At 38.0% G+C, this 13,275-nt stretch carries 10 protein-coding genes; 7 read left to right on the top strand and 3 right to left on the bottom strand.

Annotated elements, in window-relative coordinates:
• Positions 1-238 precede the first annotated feature (238 nt).
• From acs to AC27H3_RS02115, 4 genes are all read left to right on the top strand, one after another.
• Positions 239-2,182, top strand: a complete 1,944-nt coding sequence (acs, locus tag AC27H3_RS02130; RefSeq protein ID WP_487103348.1) for an acetate--CoA ligase — start codon at positions 239-241, stop codon at positions 2,180-2,182.
• A 329-nt stretch (positions 2,183-2,511) separates the two neighbouring features.
• A complete protein-coding gene (locus AC27H3_RS02125) occupies positions 2,512-3,621 on the top strand; it encodes a 3-deoxy-7-phosphoheptulonate synthase (protein WP_487103346.1) in 1,110 nt (369 codons plus the stop codon).
• A 29-nt stretch (positions 3,622-3,650) separates the two neighbouring features.
• Positions 3,651-4,793, top strand: a complete 1,143-nt coding sequence (tyrA, locus tag AC27H3_RS02120; protein WP_487103344.1) for a bifunctional chorismate mutase/prephenate dehydrogenase — start codon at positions 3,651-3,653, stop codon at positions 4,791-4,793.
• 56 nt (positions 4,794-4,849) lie between these two features.
• Entirely contained in the window at positions 4,850-5,323 is a 474-nt protein-coding gene (locus tag AC27H3_RS02115) for a thioredoxin family protein (RefSeq protein ID WP_487103342.1), read from the top strand.
• Between the two features lie 130 nt (positions 5,324-5,453).
• Here AC27H3_RS02115 and AC27H3_RS02110 read toward each other — a convergent pair whose 3' ends face one another.
• Both AC27H3_RS02110 and AC27H3_RS02105 read right to left on the bottom strand, forming a co-directional pair.
• Positions 5,454-6,050, bottom strand: coding sequence for an outer membrane beta-barrel protein (locus tag AC27H3_RS02110; RefSeq protein WP_487103340.1), 597 nt, complete (start codon positions 6,048-6,050; stop codon positions 5,454-5,456).
• 86 nt (positions 6,051-6,136) lie between these two features.
• Entirely contained in the window at positions 6,137-6,871 is a 735-nt protein-coding gene (locus tag AC27H3_RS02105) for a hypothetical protein (RefSeq protein WP_487103339.1), read from the bottom strand.
• A 223-nt stretch (positions 6,872-7,094) separates the two neighbouring features.
• Here AC27H3_RS02105 and AC27H3_RS02100 point away from each other — a divergent pair, with 223 nt between their 5' ends.
• The 3 genes from AC27H3_RS02100 (at position 7,095) to AC27H3_RS02090 (ending at position 11,850) form a co-directional block, all read left to right on the top strand.
• Positions 7,095-8,153, top strand: a complete 1,059-nt coding sequence (locus tag AC27H3_RS02100; RefSeq protein WP_487103338.1) for an efflux RND transporter periplasmic adaptor subunit — start codon at positions 7,095-7,097, stop codon at positions 8,151-8,153.
• Positions 8,150-11,254 (top strand): efflux RND transporter permease subunit, encoded by a 3,105-nt coding sequence (locus AC27H3_RS02095; protein WP_487103336.1) that lies wholly within the window; start codon positions 8,150-8,152, stop codon positions 11,252-11,254. The genes AC27H3_RS02100 and AC27H3_RS02095 overlap by 4 nt, the downstream gene beginning before the upstream one ends.
• 194 nt (positions 11,255-11,448) lie before the next feature.
• Positions 11,449-11,850: a hypothetical protein gene (locus AC27H3_RS02090; RefSeq protein ID WP_487103334.1), complete on the top strand. Its 402-nt coding sequence runs from the start codon at positions 11,449-11,451 to the stop codon at positions 11,848-11,850.
• A gap of 79 nt (positions 11,851-11,929) precedes the next feature.
• Here the strand turns inward: AC27H3_RS02090 and pheA are convergent, their stop codons facing one another.
• Positions 11,930-13,108 carry a prephenate dehydratase gene (gene pheA / locus AC27H3_RS02085; RefSeq protein WP_487103332.1) on the bottom strand — a complete coding sequence of 393 codons (1,179 nt, stop codon included), beginning with the start codon at positions 13,106-13,108 and terminating at the stop codon, positions 11,930-11,932.
• Positions 13,109-13,275: the final 167 nt, after the last annotated feature.

Here is a 13,275-nt window from a genome sequence, read left to right as displayed (position 1 = left end):
AATTCTGCACAATTTTTTGTTAATAACGCTATTAATAATACTTTTAGCTTGCAATCTAATTACGTGATTTTTGTCGAATATTAATAAGAAAGATCTATTAATATTCGACTTTAGTGGTGTATTACAACGTTAAAACTTGAGTTATGATGTTGGTAAGTTAAATTAACAAGATGGTTGAGCAACCCCTTTGCTCGTTGGTACAAATAAACCATTAAATTCAAGATTTCAAGGATTAAGCATGCAAGAACTAAAAAGCCATTATCCAGTATTAGAGCAAGCCAAAGCTCACACACATATCGATGCAGCCAAATATGACGCTATGTATAAGCAGTCAATTGAACAACCTGATGTGTTTTGGGCAGAACAAGCTGAAGAGTTTCTTGATTGGTATAAACCTTGGGATAGTGTTTCAGATGTAGATTTAAAATCAGCTAAAATTAACTGGTTTACTGGCGGTAAATTAAACGTTAGCTATAACTGTATTGATCGTCACTTAGCGACTAAAGCTAACGATACGGCAATTATCTGGGAAGGTGATGACCCGAGTGAAGATAAAAATATTACGTATCAAGAATTACATGACCATGTTTGTCGTTTTGCGAACTTATTAAAAGCACGTGGCGTTAAAAAAGGCGATCGTGTTTGTATTTATATGCCGATGATCCCCGAAATTGGCTACGCAATGTTAGCCTGTGCACGCATAGGAGCTGTGCATTCAGTTGTATTTGGCGGCTTCTCAACCGAAGCTATTCGTTCACGTATTATTGATGCAGATTGCAAAGTTGTTATTACTTCTGATGAAAGTCTTCGTGGTGGTCGTGTTATACCACTTAAAGTTAATGTTGATGCGGCAATAGCTGAATGTCCTAGTGTTCATTCCGTCATCGTCGTTGAGCGCACTGGTGGCGACGTTGCTTGGAATGACAAAGTTGATATTAAATATCAAGAAGAAGTTGCCAAACTTCCGGCTATTTGTGAGCCAGAAGTTATGGATGCTGAAGACCCTCTCTTTATCTTATATACCTCAGGCTCTACAGGCACTCCAAAAGGTGTTTTGCATACTTGTGGTGGCTATTTACTTTATGCCGCAATGACCCATAAATATGTCTTTGACTATAAAGAAGGCGAAATATATTGGTGTACAGCCGATGCAGGTTGGATCACAGGTCATTCTTATATTTTTTATGGCCCACTAGCTAATGGCGCAACAACACTAGTATTTGAAGGGGTTCCTACTTACCCTGATGCTGGCCGCTTTTGGCAAGTATGTGATAAGCATCAAGTTAATATTTTTTATACCGCACCAACCGCTATCCGCGCATTAATGAGTGTTGGGGATAGTTTTGTAGAAAAATCAGATCTATCATCGCTACGTTTATTGGGGACTGTTGGCGAGCCAATCAATCCTGAAGCATGGCAATGGTATTATAAAGTTGTAGGCAAAAGTCAGTGCCCAATTGTTGATACTTGGTGGCAGACAGAAACGGGAGGGATATTAATAACGTCTCTACCAGGCGCGGTTGATATGAAACCAGGTGCAGCGGGTAAACCATTTTTTGGTGTTAAACCGGCCTTGTTTGATAAAGATGGCAATACCTTAGAAGGTGAAAATCAAGGTTTGTTAATGGTAACAGGCAGCTGGCCTGGACAATTGCGCAGTGTTTATGGTGATCATGACCGCTTTTATCAAACATATTTAAGTCAGTATCCTGGAAACTACTTTACTGGCGATGGTGCAAGAAGAGACGAAGACGGCTTTTATTGGATCACTGGACGTGTTGATGATGTATTAAATGTTTCTGGACACCGTTTAGGTACTGCTGAAATTGAAAGTGCTTTAGTCTTGCACCCTGCGGTTGCTGAGGCTGCGGTAGTAGGTTATCCACACGAAATTAAAGGTCAAGGTGTTTACGCTTATGTTACTTTAATGAATAACGCGGCTGAATCTGATGCATTACTAAAAGAGTTAACTGAATTTGTTGCTAAAGAGCTAGGCCGTTTTGCTAAACCTGACTACATACAATATGCGCCGGGTTTACCTAAAACACGCTCTGGAAAAATTATGCGACGAATTTTACGTAAAATTGCTGAGAATGATTTAGATACTTTGGGCGATACTTCAACATTAGCAGACCCTGCAGTTGTAGATAATTTAGTGAGTAATCGCATTGTACACGGCTAGCATTTAGTCGAATTTTATAAAAAGCGCCGCAAGGCGTTTTTTTTTATCCGAATTTTAATAATAGGGCTGTACCTAAGTAAATTATAGTGTAATATAAACGATACAAAATAAGTAAACATAAATGTACAGTTATTAGGGTTTAAAAAGTGCACAATCTGCAATACCGATATTATTACCTCCCATACTTTATCTAGTCGCTTCTTGCGGCCTAGTTATTAGCAGGCATAGCTGCTAACCGAAAATGTTTTACTTAACACCTTAGTTCACTACACAGATTAACTATTTATATTAACAACTTACTTTAATTGCTCTCTATTCAGGAAAGAACCATGTCAAATTCAACATTAACTGCGTCAAACGCAACTGAAATACCTAAAAGTAGACTTAACGATGTTCATGTGAATGCCGAAGATGTTTTAATTACTCCCAATGCTTTAAGAGAAGAACTGCCTCTGCCAGAAGCAGGACGGGTTTTTGTCAAAAATGCACGCACAATTATTGCCAATATTATTCATAAAAAAGATCATAGATTATTAGTAATTTCTGGCCCTTGTTCTGTGCATGACTTAGATGCAGCAAAAGCTTACGCAAGAAAATTAAAAGAGTTGCATGATAAATACCAAGATAGTTTATACATTGTAATGCGAGTATATTTTGAAAAACCTCGTACCACTGTTGGTTGGAAAGGTTTGATCAACGATCCACATATGGATGGTTCATTTGATGTAGAAAGTGGTTTGCGTAAAGCACGAGAGTTATTAATCTATTTAACAGAATTAGGTTTACCGCTTGCCACTGAAGCACTTGATCCAATTAGCCCACAATATTTAGCTGAGTTATTTAGTTGGTCGGCAATTGGTGCGAGAACGACAGAGTCACAAACTCACCGTGAAATGGCCAGCGGATTATCTATGCCAATTGGCTTTAAAAATGGCACCAGCGGTGGCTTAGGTGTTGCTATTAATGCTTTACAATCTGCGGCCTCATCGCATAGGTTTATGGGGATCAATCGTTTGGGGCAAGTGGCACTAATTAAAACGTCAGGTAACCCAGATGGTCATGTAATTTTACGTGGCGGTAAAAAGCCCAATTATGATGCAGAAAATGTTGCGTTATGTGAAGCGGAATTAGCAAAGCAAAATTTAGAGCCGGGTATTGTTGTTGATTGCTCACACGGAAATTCAAATAAAGATTACCGTCGACAACCTATCGTGGCAGACAATGTATTTGATCAAATTTGTGCCGGTAACAAAACAATTATTGGTATTATGCTAGAGAGTAATATTAACGAAGGTAACCAAAGCTCAGATTTAGCATTTAGTGAGCTTAAATATGGTGTTTCGGTGACTGATGCTTGTATTGATTTTGAAACAACGGAACAACTTATTGCTGCCGCAAGTGCTAAGCTTGAAGTGGCTTTAAAGAAACGAATCGATTAACTGTTATTGCATAGGAATAGTTATTGCCAATGAACAATGAACTTACATTTGAACAACAGCTAGGCGAGTTGCGTAACGAAATTGACGATATTGATAGTCAACTCGTTGCGTTACTGGCTAAACGACGCGCCGTCACCACTAAAGTTGGTTTACTTAAAAGCGCTGTAGGTATGCCAATTTTTGCTCCAGAACGTGAAGCTAACTTGTTAAAAGTTCGCCGTGAGCAAGCCATAGAAGCAGGCTTACCACCCGAGTTAATAGAAGATATTCTTCGCAGGTTAATGCAAGATTCTTATATAAGCCAAGATGCTAGCGGTTATCGTTGTGTAAACCCTGATTGCAAAAAAGTAGTTGTTATTGGTGGAGAAGGGCAATTAGGGCGAATATTTGTTGATCTATTTAAGCGTTCTCAATATCAAGTTCAATCTTTAGAACAAGATGATTGGCCGAACAGTGCACAGATTTTAGCGGATGCTGGTTTGGTCATTGTTGCGGTACCTATTCGATTAACTGCGTCAGTAATTCAAAAACTAGGCTCTTTAGCTAAAAACTGTATTTTGGCCGATGTTACGAGTGTAAAAGAAGCACCTTTGTACGAAATGATGAAAGTGCATGCTGGACCTGTAGTGGGCTTGCATCCAATGTTTGGTCCTGATGTTACCGGCTTAGTTAAACAAACTATTATCGCCTGTGAAGGACGTTTTGAAGATCAATATCACTGGCTGCTTGAGCAGTTCAGAGTATGGGGCGCTAAAATTCATCCTGTTGAAGCTCATACCCACGACCAAGCAATGTCTATGGTGCAAGTAATGCGACATTTTTCTACCATTGCTTATGGCTACCATTTAATGGCTGAAGGTGCCGATATTGCTCAATTGGTAGAAATGAGTTCACCTATTTATCGTTTAGAGCTGATTATGGTGGGGCGCTTATTCGCTCAGAACCCGATACTTTACACCGATATTATTTTTGCTAACCAAGATAATATTGCTATGATGAAACGCTTCGCTTATCGGTTTTTAGAGTTACTTGAAGATGTACAACTTGATGATAAAGAAGCTTTTACAAAAATGTTTTCTCAAGTTGCCGAGTGGTTTGGTGACTATGCGGATGTTTTTATGCAGGAAAGTAAAGAAATGTTAATAAAAGCCGATCAGCTTAAAAAACACTAAATAAATCATAATAACTAAAGGGTGCTAATTTAGTTAATTAAGGTTAAAGGAATTACATGAAAAATATTTCATCAATACTGTTCAGCTTTATAATCATCGTGCTTTCTGCATGTGCAAATAGCGAATCAAAAAGCGCTAGTATGGCAATAGGCGAAATAGGCCCACAGGAACTATTGAGTGAATATCAATATTTCCAGCAAAGTTATCGTATGCATAACCTGACTGAAGAAGAGTTACTTGAGATAGATAGCTGGCCTAAAGACTTACACGTTGAAGTTTATTTTGGTACATGGTGTCATGATAGTCAGCGAGAAGTACCGAGATTTTTGAAGGTTTTGAACGAAACCGCCGGTATGACTTCTCGTTTAATCGGCCTTGATTATAATAAATCTGAGCCTAACGGCACAGCTAAAAAACATGATATAAAGTTTACGCCAACCTTCATTGTTTATCGCGATAATAAAGAGATAGGCCGAATTATTGAACGACCTAAAATCTCATTAACGGTAGATATTTCTAGTATGCTATAAAAAGGGAAAATGAATATAAAAAAATCGCATCGAAGTCACCTTCAATGCGATTTTTATTTTACAGTCTTTAACTTGTTGAGCTAAAACTAAAACAGCTAAAGCTAATTTGCTATATGTATAGTATTAAAGTTTAAAACTTGTAGGCTATACCAACCGTAATCGAGCTATCAATCCATAGCGAATCTTTGAAATTCCCACTACAAAGCTCTTGTTGACAAAACATAGCATCATCTTCATCAATGAGTGTTGCATATGCACGTAACTCTGTTACTAGGGCCATTTGTTTAGAAAACTCATAACGAGTGCCAAAAGCAACGCTCGCAGAAGGATAAACTTCATTACCACCTTGATCTGCATCGAAATACGCACCACCAAAACCTAAACTTAAAGTCGTTACGTAGTTTTGTTGGCGAAATAAAGCTACGCCGTTAAAGTGTGCATAGGTGATGTCTAGCGAGTTCTTTTCAGCGTTTTCGCCAACAAAGTCATGGCTAACACGATTTAACAACACTTGGCCTTGACCATTTACATTCTCTTCCCATGCAATACCAATGGCAAAATTACTTCCTGAATCTGTGCTGATATCACTATTGTCGCTTGCCACTAAGTCAGAGCCAAACATTTGTCCAACCATAACGCTTATCTCAAGCTGGTTCGCATGTACGGCTTTTGAAACAATTAAAGAGCAAAGCATTGTTATTAGTATTAACTGGCAGTTCACTTTCATTACAACTTATCCTATGGTTTTTATTTTTATAATCCTAGCTAATGCCATCACTGGATTTAGCTAGGGTTACCACTAAAGGCTTATTATTAACCAAATAAATCAGTTAATTTCTTTTTCGCTTTTTCTTTAAGCTTTTCTTTAGCGTCATCGGTTAGTTTTTTCTTTTGTGTTTCTTTTGCTTGTTGCCAAATTTTAGATAAAGCTTGTTTAACTATTTCACTTCCTAATTGGCTCGCAGGCAAGCCAGCTTCACCGCCAACATTGCTTAACGTAATGTCAGGTAATGAAGCACTGTGTTCTTTATTACCAAAAGCACTTAAATCAATAGTTAGCGCAGTTCCTGCAAGTATAATTTTACTGACTTTTATTTTAGGTTCTTCACCGCCAGTAGACTCAGTTGCACTAGCATCACCTTTAGGAGTGTTACGCTCAATAGCATCTAAAATATCTTGAATGTTAGAGCCACCAGTTTGGGTAAACTGAACAAACGCTTGAGGCGACTTAATAACAATAGCGTCAATAATAATTGGAGAAGACGTTAAGCTTTCTAAATTAATATCAAGTGTAACTTCTTCTAAAGCAAAAGCATTAGGTTGGCTATAGCTTTTTGGGTTAGCTAAATTGACACCTAAAATACTCCCCGCGCCACTTGCTAATTTAATGTCGACAGCTTTTACAGATACTGTTTGTTCTGTAACTTGTGTACCCACTGTTTCAATTTGGCTTTTAATATAATCGTTAAGCGAGCCATTAGCTAAAAACCAAAGAGCGCCACCGCCAAGTAATAATAAAATAACAATAATTGAGGCAATAATTTTCACGAATTCAATCCTTAAATGTAAAGTGTGAAGTTATAGCAAATAGAGCTAATTCTTCATCAGGTGTATGTATATTTAAATTATATCTTAATAATCACAAAGTTAATTAATTTTTTATGATTTGCGACCAAAGCCTTAAATCTTAGGCTAAGTTGTATCGAGCAGTACTATTTTCTAGGTTATAGTAATACTACTGTAATTTTTCGCAAATTTAGAGATTTTGATTATGTCTGCCGCTATAAGTCGTCGTATACCTTTGTTTTTACTCGTTGGCGTATTAATCGCTCTAGTTGTTTATTTACAATGGCCGAAACAGGTATCCAATCAAACTAAGCATCAGCGTGTAGTTTCGGTTAAAACAACCAAAATTGCTTTAGCTGAGTTTAAAGATGCTGTGGAAGCGGTTGGTACTTCACGTGCGAATGAAGAAGTATTTATTACCAGTAAATATTCAGACGTAATAGATGAAGTTTTATTTCAAGATGGTGAAAGCGTTCAAAAAGGTGCGATTCTTGTGCGCCTTAATAGTCGTGAAGAAGCCGCAAAAGTAAAAGAACTTACAGCTAACCTTGAAGAATCAGAGTCGCAGCTGAATCGTTTTCAAGATTTATACAAACAAAAAGCCACATCTAAGTCTTTGGTAGATCAACAAGAAGCAAAAACTAAAGCGATTTCAGCTCAACTGTTAAGCGCCGAAATTAAACTCGCAGAACTAACAATTAAAGCACCATTTACGGGGGTTTTAGGGTTTCGTGAAATTAGTTTAGGTGCTTTGATTAATGTTGGTGATGTGATCACAAGTTTAGATGACCTTAGTATTATTAAAGTAGATTTCTCTATTCCTGAGCGGTATTTAACAACCGTATCAATTGGTCATAGTATTGAGGCTACCAACACGGCATATAAGAATGAGGTATTTATTGGCGAGATCACGTCAATAGACTCGCGTGTAGATAGCGTCACTAGAACGTTAAAAGTCCGGGCAAAAATTCCCAATGCCGAAGGTAAGCTTCGAGCCGGAATGCTGTTGAATTTGCAAGTTGTTCGTAAAATAGAGCAAGTATTACAAGTGCCTGAAAGTGCAGTTATTCCGATTGAAAATGATCATTTTGTTTTTGTGGTAGAAGACGATAAAGCCGTTAAAAAACAATTGCAAATTGGCCGTCGTTACCATGGTTACGTTGAGGTGCTTAGTGGGCTGGATGAAGGCGCTGATGTGGTTATTGAAGGTGCTTTAAAGTTACGCGATGGTGTTGCGGTTACTACTCAGGAGAGTAAGTCGTGATTTTATCTGATCTTTCGGTTAAACGTCCTGTCTTTGCTACGGTAATAAATTTACTCTTAATTACGTTTGGTATTGTGGCCTTTTTAACTTTACCGCTTCGTGAATACCCTGATATTGACCCGCCGGTAGTGAGTATCAACACCACATATCCCGGCGCTTCAGCTGCAATAGTTGAAAGTAAAATAACACAAATTTTAGAAGATCGAATTAGCGGTATTGAAGGCGTTAAATCGATTAACTCGAATAGCCGTGTTGGTCGTTCAAATATTTCTATTGAATTTGAATTGGACCGAGATATTGATGCGGCAACTAATGATGTTCGAGATAGAATATCACGTGCGCTTAACAATCTACCTGAACAAGCCGAACCACCAGAAGTTTTTAAGGCGAATGATGATGAAAGCACCATTGTTTGGTTTGTTTTACAAAGTGACGCTATGAGTACGTTACAGCTAACCGACTATGCAGAGCGCTATATTGTTGATCGATTTTCAGTCGTCGATGGTGTTGCTCGTGTGCAAGTTGGCGGTGGCAGAACCTATGCGATGAATGTAGTGCTGAACCGAAAAGCCATGGCTGCTAGAGGCGTAACGGTTAATGATATCGAGCAAACCTTACGCGCTGAAAATGTAGAACTACCGGCAGGTAAAGTAGAGTCAATTGAGCGAGATTTTTCTATCAGGGTTGAACGTAGTTATTTAACGGTAGAAGATTTTACCACTATGGTAGTGGCGCGTAACGATACTAAATCATTAGTTTACCTTGGTGATGTTGCTAAGATTTCTTTATCAGCAGAAGATGAAGAAAACATGTTTCGTGGCAACGGCAAAAACATGGTTGGCTTAGGTATCATTAAACAGTCAAAAGCGAATACTTTAGAAGTTGTTAAAGCGGCACGAAAAGAGATGACGTTAATTCGTGAAGGGCTACCTTTAGGTACAACTATCACCAACAGTTATGACTCATCAGTATTTATTCAAGGCTCAATTGATGAAGTATACAGTACTTTAGCTATTGCCATGTTAATGGTAGTACTGGTGATATTTTTATTCTTAGGCAATGTTAGAGCAACGCTAATTCCTGCTGTAACTGTTCCTGTAGCACTTATTGGCTCTATGATGGTGCTATCGTGGCTTGGTTTTTCTATTAACTTATTAACCTTACTTGCTATGGTATTGGCCATTGGCTTGGTTGTTGATGACGCTATTGTTGTGTTAGAAAACATTTATCGTCGTATCGAAGGTGGGCAAACGCCTTTACTTGCCGCTTATGAAGGGGGGCGAGAAGTCGCATTTGCGGTTATTGCAACTACCTTAGTACTCGTTGCTGTATTTGTACCTTTGATCTTTTTATCTGGTAATGTCGGACGTTTATTCACTGAATTTGCTATTGCTATTGCTGCCGCGGTAATTTTTTCGAGCTTAACTGCTTTATCATTAACGCCAATGATGTGTTCAAAAATGTTAAAGCATAAAAAGCGTAGCTCGTCATTTGGTCAGAAGTTGGATAAGGGGTTTGCCAGTTTAGAAGCAGCTTATGGCCGTGCAATAAAAACCAGTATTCATCAACCCTTTATGATTTTCATTGTCATTATTTTATCTTTATTTGCCGTTTACAGCTTATTTAATGATTTACCTTCAGAATATACCCCTAAAGAAGACCGAGGCAATTTCTTCGTGGTAATGCGAGGCGCAGAAGGCGCAAGCTATGAAAATAACGTAAGAAATATGCAACAAATAGAAGAAAAGCTCTTAACGCATCAAGAAAATGGTGAGCTTGATCGCGTGCTGGTTCGTGTGCCTGGCTTTGGCGGTACAGGAGGAATTGCAATTGTTGGTATGCCGGCATGGAAAGATCGTGTTATCGACACTTTTCAATTTATTAACAAAATGAATGGCGAGTTATCTCAAGTAACCGATGTAAGAGCATTTGCCATGATGCGCCGAGGCTTGGGCGGCGGTGGCGGTTCTGCTTCGCCTGTAGAATTTGTGTTACAGGGTAATACTTATGAAGAACTTGCAAAGTGGCGCGATATTATTATCGCTAAAGCTCAAGAGAATCCAGGTCTGAGTGGTATAGACAGTGATTACAAAGAAACTTATCCGCAACTATTAGTTAAAATTGATCATAATCGTGCGTTCGATCTCGGGGTGTCGGTTGGTGATATAGGGCGCACACTTGAAACCATGCTGGGCCAGCGACGAGTTACAAACTTCGTAGAGCGCGGCGAAGAGTATTATGTAGTGGTTAAAGGTGAAAAAACCGATTTCTCTAACCCGAAAGATATTGATAATATTTTTGTTCGCTCAACCGTAAGTAATGAACTGGTTCCTCTTTCTAATTTGATCACCATAGAAGAGAATGCCACATCTTCAAGACTGAATCGTTTTAACCGACTTCGTAGTGTTACTATTAGTGCCAATTTGGCTGATGGTTATGCCCTTGGTGAGGCTTTAAATTATTTAAATAATGCGGTGGCTGAGCACTTACCAGAAGAAGTACAAGTTGCGTATAAAGGCCAGTCTCAATTACTCCAAGAGTCAGGTAACTCAATCGCCTTTATTTTTATACTCGCATTGGTAATTACCTATTTAGTTTTATCTGCTCAGTTTGAAAGTTTTATTCACCCTTTTGTTATCATGTTGACTGTACCGTTAGCGTTAGTGGGTGCTTTAGCTGGTCTGAAGTTAATGGGCATGAGCCTGAATATATATAGTCAAATTGGTATTGTTATGTTGATTGGTTTGGCAGCTAAAAATGGTATTTTAATTGTTGAGTTTGCTAACCAATTGCGTGATAAAGGTATTGCTTTTGAAGAAGCATTAATATCAGCGGCAACACAACGTTTAAGACCCATTGTCATGACTACATTTACAACGGTAACTACGTCTATTCCGCTGATTTTAGCGGTGGGGCCAGGTGCTGAAAGCAGAATGGTTATCGGTGTTGTTATTTTTGCCGGGGTTTCATTAGCGAGTATTTTTACGCTATTTATTGTACCCGGAGCTTACTATTGGCTTTGTAAAAATACAGGTTCTCCGCAAGTGATTGCCCAAGAAATCGACCGTCAACAAGCACAAATTAGCAATAATAAGGTCTAGATTAATAGCGGATTAAAAAACCAATTAGCAGTAATGCTAATTGGTTTTTTTGCTTTTATAGCTAAGCGTTACCCTATTAAGTAATTTTTTTTGAAATTACAGCTATGGTGTGTATAAAAAAACATCGACTTGATTAAAAAGTAAACATGATATATAAGATAGGAAAATAATAATAATAAATAGTGGAAATAACCATGTTTAACATTAATAAAAAGCTCTGGTCATTTAACTTTGGTTGTTTAATTGCGGGTTCTTTAGTTTGGTTAGTTCATGTGGGTAATTTAGCACCTGTACCTAGTATCCTTCATCCTCATACCGATTTTATTCTTGATTATTATTCAGGTTCAATCACGGCGTTAAGTGCGATCATTGTTACCATATTCATGCTAGTTTTTATGCATAAAGCTTTTAAAATATGTGCGAGTGAGCATACCTTTTGGTTGTTATTACCTACCTTGTGTTTTCTAACATTAACTCTTCTTATTGGCCAATTTATGCTGGTTTCAGTGATGTTTGCGGCAATACCAATATTAATTGTTTTGACATTCAGTGCGATTTTGTTCCGCTTAAAAAACAGGCGTAAAGTTCTAGCGTAAAGATATTATTTGCGCGCAATACAAATTTTCGATATAAAAAAAGGCAGTTCAACTGCCTTTTTTTATATGCCAATAAATACTAACTTATTGCGCTACTTGGCACACTTGTTGGGCTGATATGTTCAATTGGATAACAACCTAAAATTTTAATGAAATTAGTTTGTTCAGTAATTTGGCTGATCGCCTCTTGTAATGCTAAGTGCTTCAAATTCGCTTCTACATCAATATAAAACATTTCTTCCCAAGGGCGTCCTTGAATAGGGCGCGACTCGAGCTTACACATATTAATACCTTTGTTTTTTAAAACTAAAAGGCATTCAACAAGTGCGCCCGGCTTTTGTCCGGTAGCTATTATTAGAGTAGTTTTAGCTGGAATTTGCTCCGCAACATCAATGGGCTTTCGTGACACCAGAATAAAGCGGCTATGATTTTCAGTTTGATTAGCAATCGATTTTTCTAATGCATGTAATTGATATAAGTTTCCGCCTTCTTCACTGCCAATAACCGCGACAGTATCATCTTGTAACTCATAAACCTTGGCCATAGCATCAGCGGTACTTTCACAATATTCAATGCGAATATCGTTTTGTTTATCAAGGAAATTACTACATTGAGTAAACGGCTGGCCATGGGCATAAATAGTTTTAATTTTATTTAGCTTAGTGTTCACCGCGGTTAGTAAACAGTGCTCAATAGGTTGAGTTATTTCACCAACAATCGATAAATTTGTATGTTGGAGCACATCATAAACTTCATTAATGCTGCCTGAACTGGTGTTTTCTATCGGTAACATACCGTAGTCGACTGAGCCAGACTCAACTTGCTGCATAATTTCCGCAAAGCTTTGACAGCCGCTTTCAATAATTTTTTCAGCGCGGCGAGAAAAGTAACGGTGACTTGCTAAGTAACTGTATGAACCTTTATCACCGAGAAAGGCAACACTTACGGTTGGCTCTTGTATATTAGGGTTTGCTAGTGTTTGCAGGTAAGCTTGCTGGTTTAGTACTGAGTCTTCAATAATGGTTTGAAAAACACTGGTAACGTAATGTGCATCTAGCCCAAGTACTTTACCTTGGGTAATCAGGCGAATAAGTAACTCTTGCTCTCGCTGTTGATCCCGCACTGGGCGAATTTGATGTGCTTTGCTTTTTGCAACATTTAGCGTTAGGGCACGACGTTCAGCAAAAAGGGTCAGTAATTGCTGATCAAGGCTGGTAATCTTTTCACGTATTTTATTTAAGTCTAATGCTTCGTTCACCGTGTTTTCCTAATTAGTTAATATGAATTTATGTACTATAAATAAAGTGTTTTAGTAACTTTTACTGATAATTACCATTACTAAAATTAAAAAACCTCCTAAAGGAGGTTTTCTTAAATGCCAAAACCTAAAAAGCGCTCAGTAAACTGAGAAAAAGAAAGTATTAA

This window comes from Colwellia sp. NW0002-52-1 (assembly GCF_057550865.1).
Note: the sequence above shows the minus strand (reverse complement) of the source record. Positions and strands in the feature narration are given on the sequence as shown.